Origin of the sequence: Streptomyces sp. NPDC059850, assembly GCF_042731515.1 — a bacterium.
GTDB lineage: Bacteria > Actinomycetota > Actinomycetes > Streptomycetales > Streptomycetaceae > Streptomyces.
Genome location: NZ_JBHWJI010000056.1, coordinates 12,322 through 26,868 on the forward strand (window position 1 = coordinate 12,322; position 14,547 = coordinate 26,868).

The 14,547-nt window shown below is 71.6% G+C and carries 11 protein-coding genes; 4 read left to right on the forward strand and 7 right to left on the reverse strand.

All coding sequences use genetic code 11. The annotated features are described in order from the left end of the window. The first annotated feature begins 33 nt into the window (after nt 1–33). Nucleotides 34–678, forward strand: a complete 645-nt coding sequence (locus tag ACFV9T_RS33870) for an RNA polymerase sigma factor (protein WP_385446338.1) — start codon at nt 34–36, stop codon at nt 676–678. Next, nucleotides 675–1,751 carry a CU044_5270 family protein gene (locus tag ACFV9T_RS33875; RefSeq protein WP_385446339.1) on the forward strand — a complete coding sequence of 359 codons (1,077 nt, stop codon included), beginning with the start codon at nt 675–677 and terminating at the stop codon, nt 1,749–1,751. Before ACFV9T_RS33870 ends, ACFV9T_RS33875 begins: the two co-directional genes overlap by 4 nt. Before the next feature lie 155 nt (nt 1,752–1,906). Here ACFV9T_RS33875 and ACFV9T_RS33880 read toward each other — a convergent pair whose 3' ends face one another. The 5 genes from ACFV9T_RS33880 to ACFV9T_RS33900 form a co-directional block, all read right to left on the reverse strand. After that, a complete protein-coding gene (locus ACFV9T_RS33880; RefSeq protein ID WP_385446340.1) occupies nt 1,907–2,800 on the reverse strand; it encodes a carbohydrate ABC transporter permease in 894 nt (297 codons plus the stop codon). Then, a complete protein-coding gene (locus ACFV9T_RS33885) occupies nt 2,797–4,149 on the reverse strand; it encodes an ABC transporter substrate-binding protein (RefSeq protein ID WP_385446341.1) in 1,353 nt (450 codons plus the stop codon). Before ACFV9T_RS33885 ends, ACFV9T_RS33880 begins: the two co-directional genes overlap by 4 nt. 138 nt (nt 4,150–4,287) lie before the next feature. Next, a complete protein-coding gene (locus tag ACFV9T_RS33890; RefSeq protein WP_385446342.1) occupies nt 4,288–5,304 on the reverse strand; it encodes a chitinase in 1,017 nt (338 codons plus the stop codon). A gap of 146 nt (nt 5,305–5,450) precedes the next feature. Then, nucleotides 5,451–6,164 (reverse strand): response regulator, encoded by a 714-nt coding sequence (locus tag ACFV9T_RS33895; RefSeq protein WP_385446343.1) that lies wholly within the window; start codon nt 6,162–6,164, stop codon nt 5,451–5,453. Between the two features lie 156 nt (nt 6,165–6,320). Continuing rightward, nucleotides 6,321–7,949 (reverse strand): ATP-binding protein, encoded by a 1,629-nt coding sequence (locus ACFV9T_RS33900; RefSeq protein ID WP_385446344.1) that lies wholly within the window; start codon nt 7,947–7,949, stop codon nt 6,321–6,323. A gap of 165 nt (nt 7,950–8,114) precedes the next feature. Here ACFV9T_RS33900 and ACFV9T_RS33905 point away from each other — a divergent pair, with 165 nt between their 5' ends. After that, nucleotides 8,115–9,572, forward strand: coding sequence for a cation:dicarboxylate symporter family transporter (locus ACFV9T_RS33905; RefSeq protein ID WP_385446345.1), 1,458 nt, complete (start codon nt 8,115–8,117; stop codon nt 9,570–9,572). A gap of 138 nt (nt 9,573–9,710) precedes the next feature. On the opposite strand, the gene ACFV9T_RS33910 is transcribed toward ACFV9T_RS33905, so the two are convergent. Then, entirely contained in the window at nt 9,711–9,905 is a 195-nt protein-coding gene (locus ACFV9T_RS33910) for a hypothetical protein (RefSeq protein ID WP_385446346.1), read from the reverse strand. A gap of 146 nt (nt 9,906–10,051) precedes the next feature. Between ACFV9T_RS33910 and ACFV9T_RS33915 the strand changes: the two genes are divergently transcribed. Continuing rightward, on the forward strand, nt 10,052–13,102 hold the full coding sequence (locus tag ACFV9T_RS33915) for a BTAD domain-containing putative transcriptional regulator (RefSeq protein WP_385446347.1): 3,051 nt from the start codon (nt 10,052–10,054) through the stop codon (nt 13,100–13,102). On the opposite strand, the gene ACFV9T_RS33920 is transcribed toward ACFV9T_RS33915, so the two are convergent. Beyond that, nucleotides 13,095–14,540 (reverse strand): glycoside hydrolase family 16 protein, encoded by a 1,446-nt coding sequence (locus tag ACFV9T_RS33920; protein WP_385446348.1) that lies wholly within the window; start codon nt 14,538–14,540, stop codon nt 13,095–13,097. The two genes, ACFV9T_RS33915 and ACFV9T_RS33920, sit on opposite strands and share 8 nt — an antisense overlap. Nucleotides 14,541–14,547 lie beyond the last annotated feature (7 nt).

A 14,547-nucleotide genomic window follows, 5' to 3' on the forward strand; every position in this document is an offset into this window, starting at 1 on the left:
GAACTCCCCTGTCCGCTCTGGTCAGTTAAGGACGTGACCACAGATACGCGAACCCGGGTACGGGCCGGGGATCCCGACGCCTTCGCGGAACTCTTCGACGAGTACGCGCGCGCGGTGTACAACCACGCCTTCCGGCTGACCGCCGACTGGTCCGTGGCCGAGGATGTCATGTCGGCCACGTATCTGGAGGCGTGGCGGCGCCATGCGTCGGTCGAGGCCGAAGGGGGTTCGCTACGGCCCTGGTTGCTGGGGATCGCCACCAACGTGGCCCGCTCGCACTGCCGCGGCAACCGGCGCTACCGGGCCGCGGCCGCCGCTGCGGCCGAGGCGGGGGAGGAGTCCGTACGGATCCCCGACCACGCCGAGGAGACGGCGGGCCGGGTGGACGACCGGCGGCGGATCAACGCCACGGTGACCGCGCTCGGTTCGCTGAAGCGGGCCGAGCGCGAGGTGCTGGTGCTGTGCCTGTGGGAGGGCATGGAGTACGCCGATGTCGCCCGCACCCTCGCCATCCCCCTCGGAACCGTCCGCTCCAGGCTCTCCCGCGCCCGGACGAAGCTACGCAAACTCGCCGATGCCGAACTCGTCAGGAAAAAACGGGAACTCATCTCTCCCGCCCGGCAGATAAGAGGTGATCGCAGCTACGCGATCCGGTCCGCAGAGGAAGGAAACCGATGAACGCCAGCCCCTCCCAGCCGCATCCGGCTGAGTGGCCGGAGACTCAGCAGCTCCGGGACACCGGGGAGCGGGGTCTCCCGGCGGGCCGCCACGCGTTTCACAAGGAGCACCTGATGGCCCAGATCCGTGACGACATCCGCGGCACTACCTCGAACACCCCCGCGAGGCAGCGCAGCCCCTTCCTCCGCAAGCCGATCCTGCTGCCCGCCGTGGCCTGCGCCCTGGCCGGTGCGGTCGTGGGCGGCTTCGCCCTGTACGGCGGCGGCGACGGCGACGGTACGACGCCCCTGGCCACCGGCCCCGCGCTGACCACCCAGCTCGGCAGCGTCGACGCCAAGGGCGGCCCGCAGCTGCTGGACCGCGTCTCGCTGGCGGCGGGCTCCGGTGACACCGACGGGCCCGTGGTGCGCGACGGCCAGTTCCTCTACATCGCCTCGAAGGTGGCCAGCACCTATCCCAGGACGGTGGACGACAAGACCACGGTGGTCAGTGAGAAGCTGCACGACCGTCAGGTCTGGGAGTCCCAGGACGGGAAGGACGGCTGGCTGATCGAAGCGGGTCAGACCAGCGACGAGGGCATGACGCTGGCCGGTCCGCACGCGTCCAGCTCGGCGTACGACAACCTCGTCAAGCTGCCCACCGACCCCGACGCACTGCTCAAGAAGATCTACCAGGACGCCCGCGCGAACAAGGACAAGGAGGTCCCCCTCGACCAGGCCGCCTTCGTCGCCATCGGCGATCTGCTGACCGAGAGCTACCCGCCCGCCAAGCTGGTCCCCGCCCTCTACAAGGCCGCCGCGAAGATCCCCGGGGTGGTCGCGGTGGACGACGCGACCGACGCCACGGGCCGTCATGGGATCGCGGTGGCACGGATGGAAGACCAGAGCGGCCAGCGCGAGGAATGGATCTTCGACAAGAAGAGCCTGAAGTTCCTCGGCGAGCGCACCGTCCAGGTCAAGCCGAGTCCGGACAAGAACGACCCGATCAAGCCCGGCACCGTGGTCCACACCAGCGCGATCACCCAGCGCGCGGTCGTCGACGGCAACAAGCAGATGCCCTCGCAGGCAGGCTGACATGGCGCCGTCGAAGATCTCCACGGCCGCGCTGTGCGTCCTGCTGGTCGCGGCGGCGATGACGGGGGTCGCGTTCGCGGCCCCCGGCTCCGGCCTCGGCGTACGGACGACCGGCACCGCCACCGTCGACGGCGGCGCCACGCTCAACGGCGGCGTCAGACCTCCTCGCGCATCAGACGCAGATACACCACCGAGAACGCCGCCCCCACCAGCAGCAGAAGCAGCGCCACCGCCGTGCCATAGCCGATCAGGGACTTGTTGAACGCCTGGTCGTACATGAACACCGGCAGCGTCTGGCTGCGGTTGCCTGGTCCGCCTCGGGTCATGGCCCAGATGAGCCCGAACACCGACAGCGTCTGCAAGGTGTTCAGCATCAGATTGGTGCCGATCGAGCGGCGGATCATCGGCAGCGTGACATGCCAGAAGCGGCGGAGGCCGCCCGCGCCGTCGACCTCCGCCGCTTCGGTGATCTCCTGCGGGATCTCCGACAGCGCGGCGGAGTAGACGAGCATCGAGAAGGCCGTACCGCGCCAGACGTTGGCGAAGGAGACGGCCAGGATGGGCAGGGTGTAGAGCCAGTTCTGGGACGGCAGGCCCAGCCCGTCCAGGACCGCGTTGAGCGTGCCCTCGCGGCGGAAGAACGCGTACAGCAGGAAGCCCGCGACGATCTCGGGGAGCACCCAGGCCGCCACCACGACCGACCCGATCAGCGTGCGCACCGGTTTGGAGGCGCGCCGCATCAGGGCGGCCAGGGCCAGGCCCAGGGTGTTCTGGCCGAGGAGGGAGGAGACGACGGTGAAGACGAGGGTGAGGACGACCGCGTTGCGGAAGTCGTCGTCCCCGAAGGCGCGGCGGAAGTTGGCGAGGCCGGTGAACTCCGTGGTGGACGCGCCGGTCAGCTGCATATTGGTGAAGGCGATGTAGCCGCAGTAGCCGATGGGCCCGCCGAGGAAGAGCAGCAGCAGGACGGTGGCCGGGGCGAGCGGCAGCCACCGCAGCCGCCGCCCCCTGCGCACCACACCCACCACTGGCTTGGTCGCGGTGGTCATCCGGTGACGGATTTCAGCTGCTCGTCGTACGCCTTCGCCGCACCGCTCGGCGAGGAGTCACCCGTGGTCGCCGCCTCCATGGCCTCGCCGATGGCCGAGGAGACCTGCGGATAGACGGGGAGCGCCGGGCGGTAGTGGGTGTACCGCACCAGGCCGGTGAAGAAGCGGATGCCGGGCATGGAGGAGAGGTACGCGGGGTCCTTCGCGACGTCCTCGCGGACGGCGATCTGGGCGTTGACGATGTCCCACCGGACCGCGTTCTTCTTGGTCTGGAACTGCTCGATGAACTTCCACGCCAGATCGGGGTTCTTGGACTTCGCGCTGATCGCCCAGGTCCAGCCGCCGGACATGCTGACCTTGCCGGGCGCCTGCCCGTGTTGGGTCGGCATCGGGGCCTGGCCGAGGGTCTTCGACCACTCGGGCCACGGCTTGCCGCCGGTCTTCAGCCAGTTCTGGCCGAGCCAGGAGCCGTCGAGGGCGATGGCGAGTTTGCCCTCGGGGAGCCATTCGCTGAAGACGGTGGTGCCGACGTTGGGGTCGAGGGCGTCGGAGATGTCGGGCCCGAGCTTCTCGTCGTAGACGGTCTTCAGGAACGCGAGCGAGTCGCGGAAACCCTTGCCGCCCGTCACCCACTTCTTCGTCTTCGGGTCGTAGAGCGGCTGGCCGCCCGCCTTGCCCGTGCCGTACAGCAGCATCTCGAAGCCCTGCATCACGGAGGTCTCACCCGGGGCCTTGCCGGTGTAGACGTTGAGCGGGGTGATGCCGGGGACCTTCTTCTTGATGGTCCGGGCGGCTTCCAGGATCTCGTTCCAGTTCTTCGGCGCCCAGTCGGCGGGCAGCCCGGCCTTCGCGAAGAGGTCCTTGTTGAACCACAGCCCACGGGTGTCGGTGCCGTCCGGGACGCCGTACGTCTTGCCGTCCTCGGCCCTGGCCGCCGTCTTCGCCGTGTCGACGAACTGGTCCCAGTCCTTCCACTTGGCCAGATAGTCGTCCAGCGGCCGCAGATAGCCCGCCTTGATGTCCGCGTTGATCCGGAAGGTGTCCTCGTAGACCAGGTCGGGGGCGGTCTTCGGGGACCGCATCATCTGCTGGACCTTGGTGGCGTAGTCGTTGTCCTGCGCCTGGATCGGGACCAGCTTGACCTTCTTGCCGGGGTTCGCCTTCTCGAACTGCTTCTTCACGTCGGCGAGATGGTTGTCCTTGAAGCGGATCTTGTTGTCGGTGCTGCGGTTGTACGCGACCTTGACGGTGTCCGGGTCGCTGCCCGAGCCGCCACCGCAGGCGGTGAGCCCGGCGGTGGCGACGAGGGCGGCGGCGGTGAGGATCAGTGGAGTGGTGGTGGGGCGCACGGCACGACCTCCTTGCTGCCCTGGGTGGGCTGCGGGCCGACCGTAAGATGGCCCTCAACGCAAGGTCAATCCCCGTGTACGGGATGGTCCCGGTCGAACTCGGGTGCGGTGGGCGGCAGTTCAGCGGTGGGCAGCGGTTCAGCCCGGGTAGCCCGCGAGTGCCTTGGTGAAGTCGTACGTCCCCTGGTTGATGCCGCTGCACGCGTCCGCGTCCGTGCCGGAGCCGCACTTGCGGTCGCGGTTGAGGGACCAGAAGCTGACCCGCGCCAGATGGTGGCTCTTGGCGTACGAGAGCATGGAGTTGAAGTTCGCCAGGGTCACCGTCTCGCCCGCCACGTCCGTCTTCCCGTTCATCGAGGAGAAGCCGACCTTGCGGTAGGCGGCGTCGGAGGAGAGTCCGTAGGCGCTGGCGACGGTGTTCTTGAGGCCGTCGACGGCCGTCCTGGTGGCCGCCGCCATGTCGACGGAGCCCTGTCCGAAGTCGAACGGCATGACCGCCCAGCCGTCCACGTCGAGCCCGGCCCTGGCTCCGCGCTTGACCAGGTCCGTGCCGTTGGAGTCGGGTCCGGTCGTGGTGGTGCCGAAGGTGACGTAGACCTTGATGCCGCTGTTCTTCTGCTTGACGGTCTTCAGCGCGTCGATCACCCGCTGCCGGACCGTCGCGTTCTCGAATTCGCTCGCCTCGATGTCGATGTCGATCGCCTTGAGCCCGTACGCGTCGATGACCTTCTGGTACGCGGCGGCGAGCGCGGAGGCGGACGAGCACTTCTCGCCGAGCTTGTTGCCGCTCCAGCCGCCGAAGGAGACGGTGACCTCGCCACCGGCCGCGCGGATGGCGCTGATGGTCGACTGGTCGGTGCCGCCGGTGAGCGCGCGGGAGCCGTCCCACTTGGGGGTGCAGCCGCCGTCGGAGAGCATGAACGCCATCGTGAACTGCTTCGTGCCGGTCGCCGACATCACGTCCGTGGCCTTGGGCGGACTGCCCCAGCCGAGGTAGAGGTACGGACCGGTCTGGCCGATGGCCGCGGCCGCCGTGGCCTGCGGCGCGGGGGTGGTGGCCTGGGCGGCGGTGGCCGCGCCCGTGGTGATCAGGGCGACTAATCCGGTGGCGGCGGCGAGGGCGCGTCTGTGGCGGCGTCGGGGGAGCTGAGGCATGACGGGCGGTCCTCCTGGGGGTCGGGGAGGGTGCGGCTGAACGCTAGCGAGCCGTCATGTAGGCGACAAGATGATGGATAGGAAACTTTCCTAATGGTCTTTTCTCATGGTCGCCCCGGGGCGAGCCACAGCGCGGTGCGCAGTGCTCAGTGCTCGCTCTGCCAGCGGTAGACCAGCTCCGGGCGCCCGATCGCGCCGTAGTGCGGCGTACGGACGGCGCGGCCCGCCTCCACCAGGTGCTCCAGGTAGCGGCGCGCGGTGATCCGTGAGATCCCCACCGCCTCCGCCGTCGCCGCCGCCGAGACGCCGTCCTGGGCGCTGCGCAGCGCCTCGGTGACCGCGTGCAGGGTGGCCTGGGTGAGCCCCTTGGGCATCGAGGCGGGCTGCGGCGCGCGCAGGGCGGCCAGCGCCCGGTCCACCTCGTCCTGCCCGCTGGCCTCGCCCGCCGTCGACCGGAACTCGGCGTACCGCTGGAGCCGGTCGCGGAGGGTGGAGAAGGTGAACGGCTTCAGTACGTACTGGACCACCCCGAGCGAGACCCCGTCCCGGACCACGGCCAGGTCCCGGGCCGAGGTGACGGCGATGACGTCCGCCGCGTGCCCGGCCGCCCGCAGCGCCCGCACCAGCTGCAGGCCGTGCCCGTCCGGCAGGTAGAGGTCGAGCAGGATGAGGTCGGCGGGTGTGCGCTCCAGCAGCCGCTGGGCGTCACCGCCGGTGTGCGCGGTGCCGACGACGGCGAATCCGGGGACGCGCTCGACGTACATCCGGTGCGCGTCCGCCGCGACGAGGTCGTCCTCGACGACGAGCACCCGGATCGGGTCCGGGGTCGGGGTCGTCGAGTTCGCCTGCGGCGGGCTCATGGGTCGGGGTTCCTCTCGGGGGCATGATCTCGGGGCATGACGGGGCTGGGCAAGAAGCTCGGGGCCCCAATTTACGGAGCGTAATGAAGAGTGGCCAGGGTTACGGGCCTGTGAATCCGCCGGACGTGCTCATCGCGAGCGCCGCCCGACCGCCGCTCACGACGTGGCCGCGGCCCGCCGCTGGCCAGTCAGCGGCAGCCGTACGGTGAACTCGGCGCCGGAGCCGGGCGCCCCGGCCACGTCCACGCTGCCCGCGTTGCGGCGTACGGCCTGCTGGACGAGGGCGAGCCCCAGACCGCGCCCCGCCGACTTGGTCGACCAGCCGCGCCGGAACGCGTCCTCGGCCGCCGCCGGGTCGAGCCCGGCGCCGGTGTCCGCGACGCACAGGGTCAGCTCGCCGTCCTCCGCGTGGACGGTGACCGTCACCCGGGCGCTGCGGGCGGCGCCGCTGCCGACGCCCTCGGCGGCGGCGTCGATCGCGTTGTCGATGAGGTTGCCGACGATGGTCACCAGGTCGCGGGCGGCCAGACCGGGCGGCAGCAGACCGTCGTCGATGCGGCTGTCGGGGGTGAGGACGAGTTCGACGCCGCGCTCGCTGGCCTGGGCCGCCTTGCCCAGCAGCAGCGCGGCCAGCACGGGCTCGGCGACGGCCGCCACGACCTGGTCGGTGAGGGCCTGGGCCAGCTCCAGCTCGGCCGTCGCGAACTCGACCGCCTCGTCCTCCCGGCCCAGCTCGATCAGCGAGACGACGGCGTGCAGCCGGTTGGCGGCCTCGTGGGCCTGGGAGCGCAGCGCCTCGGCGAAGCCGCGTACGGAGTCCAGCTCGCCGGAGAGCGCCTGGAGTTCCGTATGGTCGCGCAGCGTGACGACCGTGCCGCGCTGCTCGCCGCTGCTCACCGGGGAGGTGTTGACGACGACGACCCGCTCCGCGGTCAGATGCAGCTCGTCCACGCGCGGCTCGGCGGCCAGCAGGGCGCCGGTGAGGGGAGTGGGCAGGCCCAGCTCGGAGACGTAGCGGCCGACCGCGTCGTCGGGCAGCCCGAGCAGCTCCCGGCCGCCGTCGTTGATGAGCGCGATCCGCCGCTGCCCGTCCAGCATCAGCAGCCCCTCGCGCACCGCGTGCAGCGCCGCCTCGTGGTAGTCGTGCATCCGGCTCAGCTCGGTGGCGTTCATGCCGTGGGTGTGGCGGCGCAGCCGGGCGTTGATGACGTACGCGCACAGGCCGCCGACGGCGAGCGCCCCGGCGGCGACGCCGAGCAGCGCCAGCAGCTGGCGCCGCACCTGGGCGCTGATGGTCTCGACCGTGATCCCGGCGCTGACCAGCGCGGTGATCCGGCCCCCGGCCCGCGCGTCGCGCACCGGGGCGACCACCCGCACGGACGGGCCGAGGGTGCCGGTGTACGTCTCGGGGAAGATCCGGCCCTTCAGCGCGGGCTCGATATGGCCGAGGTAGCGCTCCCCGATCCTGTCCGGATCAGGGTGTGTCCAACGGATACCGCGCGGGTTCATGATGGTCACGAAGGTGACGCCGGTGTCCCGGCGCACCTTCTCCGCATACGGCTGGAGCCGGGCGCTCGGGTCCTTCGACCGCACGGCGTCGGCCACCGAAGGGGAGTCGGCGACGGCAGCGGCGGCGGCCGTGGCCTGGCTGCGCGCGGCCGCCGTGGCCTGGTCGCGGTCGGTGATGTACGCGAAGACGGCGCATCCCGCCACCAGCGCGGCGACCAGCACGACCTGCATCGCGAAGAGCTGCCCGGCCAGGCTCCGCGGGTGGGGGATGCGCATGTCCATCAGTCTGCACACGAATCTTTGTGTGAACGAAATGAACGGAAGGGTGACCCCCGTCACAGCCGTGGGGCATAGTCGCCGGAACCGTTCAAGGCGGTGTGCGAGCCGCACACGGATACAGCGCCGGGACAGTTGGACGGCCGAAGAGAAGGAGGCAGCACCGTGGCTGCGGAGATCACGCCGCCCGCATCGGGACGTACAGAGCCGGAGCGGCCGAAGGCGAAGAAGAAGGAAAAGATCCACTACCTCTACCTCGCTGTGATCGGCGCGGTGGCGCTGGGGATCCTCGTGGGCTTCGTCGCCCCCGACACGGCGGTCGAGCTGAAGCCCATCGGTGAAGGCTTCGTCAATCTGATCAAGATGCTGATCTCGCCGATCATCTTCTGCACGATCGTGCTCGGCGTCGGTTCGGTACGGAAGGCCGCCAAGGTCGGCAAGGTCGGCGGGCTCGCCCTCGGCTACTTCATGGTGATGTCGACCGTCGCGCTCGGCATCGGCCTCATCGTCGGCAACCTCCTGGACCCCGGCAGCGGGCTCCACATCACGGAGGAAGTGACGAAGGCCGGACAGGGCCAGGTCGACAGCGCCGCGGGCGAGGGCCTGGACGGGTTCGTGCTGAGCATCATTCCCACCACCCTGCTCTCCGCGTTCACCTCCGAGCAGGTGCTCCAGACCCTGTTCGTCGCCCTCCTCGTGGGCTTCGGCCTCCAGGCCATGGGCAAGTCCGGTGAGCCGGTGCTGCGCGGCATAGGCCACATACAGCAGCTCGTCTTCAAGCTGCTGTCGATGGTCATGTGGCTGGCCCCGGTGGGCGCCTTCGGCGCGATCGCCGCGGTGGTCGGCGAGACGGGTCTGGACGCGCTCAAGGCGCTCGCCGTCATCATGATCGGGTTCTACACCACCTGCTTCCTCTTCGTGTTCGTCGTGCTCGGCGCGATCCTGCGCCTGGTGGCGGGCGTGAACCTGTTCCTGCTGCTGAAGTACCTGGCGCGGGAGTTCCTGCTGATCCTGTCGACATCCTCCTCGGAGTCGGCGCTGCCGCTGCTGATCGCCAAGATGGAGCACGCGGGCGTCAGCCGTCCCGTCGTCGGCATCACCGTGCCGACCGGCTACTCCTTCAACCTGGACGGCACCGCGATCTACCTGACCATGACGTCGCTGTTCATCGCCGACGCCATGGGCAAGCCGCTCGCGATCGGCGAGCAGATATCCCTGCTGCTCTTCATGATCGTCGCCTCCAAGGGCGCGGCCGGTGTCACCGGCGCGGGCATGGCCACCCTCGCGGGCGGCCTCCAGTCGCACCGGCCCGACCTGGTCGGCGGTGTCGGCCTGGTCGTCGGCGTCGACCGCTTCATGAGCGAGGCGCGCGCCCTCACCAACTTCGCGGGCAACGCGGTCGCCACCGTCCTGGTCGGCACCTGGACCAAGGAAATCGACAAGGACCGGATGAACGAGGTCCTCGCCGGGCGGCTCCCGTTCGACACCGCGGCCTTCGCGGCGAGCGGCGGCGGCCACGGCCCGTCCGCCGACGACTCCGACGACTCCGACGCGGGGTCCGGCGCCAAGTCGCTCCCCGAGCAGCGTGACGGTGACACGGCCAAGGAACACGTGCCCGCCTGACACCCCACGCCCCTGCGGCCCTGCCCTCCTGAATCGGGGCAGGGCCGCGGTCGTGTTCCCGTCCGGGCGGCCGTGAGAGGTGGTGCCCCGCGTCTTCCCCCCGTGGCAAGACACGAGACACCGGTACAGGGGGGCGGGTCAGCCCTCTCCGTCCGCCACCGGACGCAGCTGTTCGGGGAGCGCGGTCCATTCGGGCCCGCCGTGGCGCGGTTTGACCCACGCGATGTTGCCACCGGCGTCGATGTAGGCGACGCGGCCGATGGCCTCGCGCTCGATGTCGTAGACGAGATCCCCTATCCGGGGTCTGCGGCGGGTGCGTCCGGCCGTGGTCATGAAGCCCAATGTCCTACGAGCCGCTGATGTGCGGCTGATGCCTCGCTGACCTGGCCCGGTGGGTAGGCTGCGGGATTGGCACACTGATTCTCTGGTACCGACGGGGGCAGCGCGTGGACGGGACCGGCTTACGCCTCTTGGGACCCGTGGGGATCTGGCGGGACGACCAGCTGCTGGGCCCGACCGCCGCGCAGCAGCGTTCCGTGCTGGCGATGCTGGTGATGGAACCGGGCCGGGTGGTCTCCGTCGACCGGCTGGTGATGGCCGTCTGGGGCGAGGACCCGCCGGGCTCCGCGCGCAACGCCGTACAGGTCCAGATATCCAAGCTGCGCCGCATCCTGGCCGCACTGCCCGACACCGAACTGACCACCTCCGCCAAGGGCTACTGCCTCACCACCCCGCGCACGGCCGTCGACCTGCACCGCTTCCGTGACCTGGTGCGCGAGGCCCGCACCGTGAACGACGACCGGGCCGCCGGACTGCTGCGCGCCGCCCTGCAGTTGTGGCGCGGACCCGCGCTCGCCGACGTGGCGGGTGGCTGGCTGTCCGACACCGTCGGGGCCGGTCTGGAGGAGGAGCGGCGGGCCGCCGTGGAGGAGTGCGCCGCGCTCGACGTACGCGCCGGGCGCCACCACGAGGCCGCCGCGCAACTGTCCGCCCTGGTCGCCGAACACCCCCTGCGCGAGGGCTCGGTGGCCCTGCTGATGGAGGCGCTGCGCCGGTCGGGGCGGCGCGCCGACGCCCTCGCGCTGTTCCGCGCCACCCGGCAGCGGTACGCCGAGGAGCTGGGCATAGAACCGGGCGAGGAGCTGCAACGCCTCCACCGCCAAGCGCTTGAGGCGCGCGGCGGATTCGGAACCGGGGCCGGGGAGGGGGCAGGGTATGTGCCCGCGCCCCGTACCGACCCGGGGGCCGGGGACACGTCCGGGGCGCGCGCCGAGCCCGGAGCCGGACACGCGGCCGAGCCCGGGGGCCCGTCCGAGGCGGCAGGCGCCGCCGGGGTCGCTGGGCACGAGCCCGAGGCCCGCACGGCTCCCGGGGCCGGGCGCGCGCCCGAGCCCCGTACCGCGCCCGGGGCGGCGGAGGCCGCCGGGGCCGCCGGGGTGTCCGGGAGCGAGGATGGCGTCACCGCCGCTCCGGGCCCGCACACCGCCCCCGCCGCCGGAACCGCCGTACCCGCGCAACTGCCGCCCGACGTCGCTCACTTCACCGGGCGCGAGCGCGAACTCGGCGGGCTGGACTCGCTGCTGCGCGCCACCGCCACCGCCGCCGTGATCGGGGTGATCGCGGGGAGCGGCGGGCTCGGCAAGACCACGCTCGCGGTGCACTGGGCGCACCGGGTGCGGGACCGGTTCCCCGATGGGCAGCTGTACGTCAACCTGCGCGGCTTCGGCCCCACCGGCTCGGCGATGACCGTGGCCGAGGCGGTCCGCGGGTTCCTCGACGCGTTCCAGGTGCCCGCGCACCGCATCCCCGCCACCGTGGAGGCGCAGACCGCCCTCTACCGCAGTCTGCTGGCCGACCGCCGGGTGCTGGTCCTGCTCGACAACGCGCGCGACGCCGAACAGGTACGTCCGCTGCTGCCCGGGTCGCCCGGCTGTCTGGTGGTGCTGACCAGCCGTAACGAACTCACCGGGCTGGTCGTCGCGGAGCAGGCCCGGCCGCTGCCGCTGGATCTGCTCGGCCGCGCCGAGGCGCGCGAGCTGCTCATCGGCCGGATCGGCGCCGAGCGCGCCGCCGCCGAGCCGCAGGCCGTGGAGGACGTGGTCACGGTGTGCGCGGGGCTGCCCCTCGCGCTCGCCATCGTGGCCGCCCGCGCCGCCACCCACCCCCGGTTCAGCATCGCGGCGCTCGCCGGTGAGCTGCACGGCGCGCGCGGCAGCCTCGACGCGTTCGAGGGCGGGGACGCCACCACCGACGTCCGGGCCGTGTTCTCGTGGTCGTACCACTCCCTCGGCGCCGACGCCGCCCGGCTGTTCCGGCTGCTCGGCGTCCACCCCGGCCCGTACATCGCGGCCCCCGCCGCCGCGTCCCTCGCCGGGGTGGACGTGGCGCAGGCGCGCAGGCTGCTGAGCAGGCTCACCCGGGCTCATCTGCTCGCCGAGCGCAGCCCGGGCCGGTACGCGTTCCACGATCTGCTGCGCGCGTACGCCATGGAGCTGACCCAGGAGCACGATTCGGCGGACGAGCGCCGGTCGGCGCTGCACCGGGTGCTGGACCACTATCTGCACTCCGCCTTCGCCGCCGGGCGCGCCTTCACCCCGTACCGGGAGCCGATCGCGCTCGGCCCGGCGCGGCCCGGTGTCGCCGTCGAGACGTTCGGCGAACACGCCCAGGCGCTCACCTGGTTCACCCTGGAACACCCGGTGCTGATCGCGGCCCTCCAGCGGGCCGCGGACGCCGGGTTCGAGACCCACGCGTGGCAGCTGTCCTGGACGCTGGCGGAGTACCTGGACCAGCTCGGCCACTGGCACGACCAGCGCACCATCCACCGCATCGCCCTCGGCGCCGCCCACCGCATCGCCGATCCGGCCGGTCAGGCCCACGCCCGCCACGGGCTCGGCCTCGCCGATCTGCGGATGGGGCGGTACGACCGGGCCCGTGGCCATCTGCTGCGCTCGCTCGACCTGCACGGCGAGACCGCCAACCACATCGGCCAGGCCCGTATCCATGTCGCGCTCAACATGACGGCCGAGCGGCAGGGCCGCGACGAGGAGCTGCTGTACCACGCCCGGCGCTCGATGGAGCTGTACCAGGTGGCCGGTCACCGCAGGGGAGAGGCGTACGCGCTCAACAACATGGGCTGGGCGTACGCCATGCTCGGCGACTGCCGCCAGACCCTGGTGCACTGCGCCAAGGCGCTCGCCCTGCTGCGGGAGGCGGGCGACGGGCGCGGCGAGTCGGCCGCGTGGGACAGCCTCGGGTACGCCCACCACCACCTCGGCGACCACCAGCAGGCCATCGCCTGCTACCGGCGCGCGGTCGAGCTGCGGCGCGGTCTTGACGAGCGGGTGCGGGAGGCCGAGTCGCTGTACCGGCTGGGCGACGCCCAGCGGACCGCCGGGGACGTGGCCGGGGCGCGGGACAGCTGGCGCGCGGCGCTGAGCCGCTTCGACGCCCTCGGCCACCCGGACGCGGACCTGGTCCGGGACGGGCTCGCCCGGCTGGACGAGCCCGAGCCCGATAGCGCTAGCTGAAGGGGATGCGGACGGTGGACTGGTTGCCGGTGCCGAGGGTGCTGGTGCCGTTGCCGATGGCGTTCCACACCTCGACGCGGACCTTGCCGTTGCTGAGGTTGCCCAGCGCCGAGCCGGTCGTGGACTTCAGGCCCCGGGCCTGGGTGTAGTGCTCGTAGCCCGGGGACGGATCGGTGGCGAAGTACTGGTAGGTCTCGGTCCGGTCCCAGCTGCCGTCGCCGGTGAGGTCGTAACTCACCCTCACCTGCTGCCCGTTGGCGATCGTCGTGCCCGCGTCCACGAACAGGTCGAAGGCCGTCGAGCCGCCGTTGTACGTGCGCGTGATGCCGGACGAGGTGAACGTCTGCGGCTGGTGCGGCGTCCCGTCGTGGTTGGCGCCGCCCGCCGAGGCCAGGGTCGTGGCGGTCGCGGACGAGGAGGCCGCGCCGAGCGCGCCGCCCGAGCCCGGGTAGAGGGTGGCGGAGCCGGTGCCGGGGTCGGTTCCGCCGCCGCCCCGGGTCCAGACCCCGACGTAGTCGACGAGCATGGGGTGGCCGGGGACGGTGGCCGCCGTGGGCGTGGCCGAGCCGTGGACGCCATTGGGGAAGGCGCCGCCCATCGCCACGTTGAGCAGCATGAAGTAGCCCGCGTGGTCGGTCATGTTGGACCAGGTGGTGGCGTCGACCTGGCCCTGGCTGATGCTGTGGAACTGCTGGCCGTCCACGTACCAGCGCAGCTGGTTCGGGGTGGCCGAGCGGTCCCATTCGAAGCGGTAGGTGTGGAACGCGGACTGGCAGGTCGAGCCCGGGCAGGCGCGGCTGGCGCCGAGGCCGGTGGACTCGTTGCAGGCGCCGCCCGGGTTCACGCCGCAGTGGAGCACGCCCCAGACGGAGTTGATCCCGTTGACGTTCTCCATGATGTCGAACTCGCCGATGCCGGGCCAGTTCTGGTAGTTGCCCCGGTACGGGCTGCCGAGCGCCCAGAAGGCGGGCCAGTAGCCGAGGGCGGCGGTGCCGGTGACGTTCGGCATCTGAATTCGGCCCTCCATGCGCAGCACACCGCCCGCCGGGGCCTTGAAGTCGGCGCGCTTGGTCTCGATGCGGGCCGAGGTCCAGTTGCCCGCGCCGTCGCGCAGCGGGGTGATGCGGAGGTTGCCGCTGCCGTCGAGGCTGAGGTTGCTGGTGGAGTTGGTGTAGTTCTGGATCTCGCCCGTGCCCCAGTTGCCGGGGCCGCCGGGGTAGCTGTGGCCGGTGTCGATCTGCCAGTTGGCGGCGGAGGGCAGGGTGTTGGCCGCCCCGGTGAAGTCATCGCTCCACTGGAGGGTCCAGCCGGGCGCGGGCGGCACGTCGGCCTGTACGGACGTGGCGCCGAAGAGGGCGACGGTGGTGGCGGCGGCGGTGGCGGCGAGTGCGGCTAACGCCGATCTGAGGGCGGATCGGGCTCTGTGGGGGCGACGCATGGACGTA

Bases quoted from the DNA above. Each gene is read 5' to 3' on its own strand.
- ACFV9T_RS33875 (WP_385446339.1), top strand. From the start codon at position 675: ATGAACGCCAGCCCCTCCCAGCCGCATCCGGCTGAGTGGCCGGAGACT.
- ACFV9T_RS33880 (WP_385446340.1), bottom strand. From the start codon at position 2,800: ATGACCACCGCGACCAAGCCAGTGGTGGGTGTGGTGCGCAGGGGGCGG.
- ACFV9T_RS33890 (WP_385446342.1), bottom strand. From the start codon at position 5,304: ATGCCTCAGCTCCCCCGACGCCGCCACAGACGCGCCCTCGCCGCCGCC.
- ACFV9T_RS33895 (WP_385446343.1), bottom strand. From the start codon at position 6,164: ATGAGCCCGCCGCAGGCGAACTCGACGACCCCGACCCCGGACCCGATC.
- ACFV9T_RS33900 (WP_385446344.1), bottom strand. From the start codon at position 7,949: ATGCGCATCCCCCACCCGCGGAGCCTGGCCGGGCAGCTCTTCGCGATG.
- ACFV9T_RS33910 (WP_385446346.1), bottom strand. From the start codon at position 9,905: ATGACCACGGCCGGACGCACCCGCCGCAGACCCCGGATAGGGGATCTC.
- ACFV9T_RS33920 (WP_385446348.1), bottom strand. From the start codon at position 14,540: ATGCGTCGCCCCCACAGAGCCCGATCCGCCCTCAGATCGGCGTTAGCC.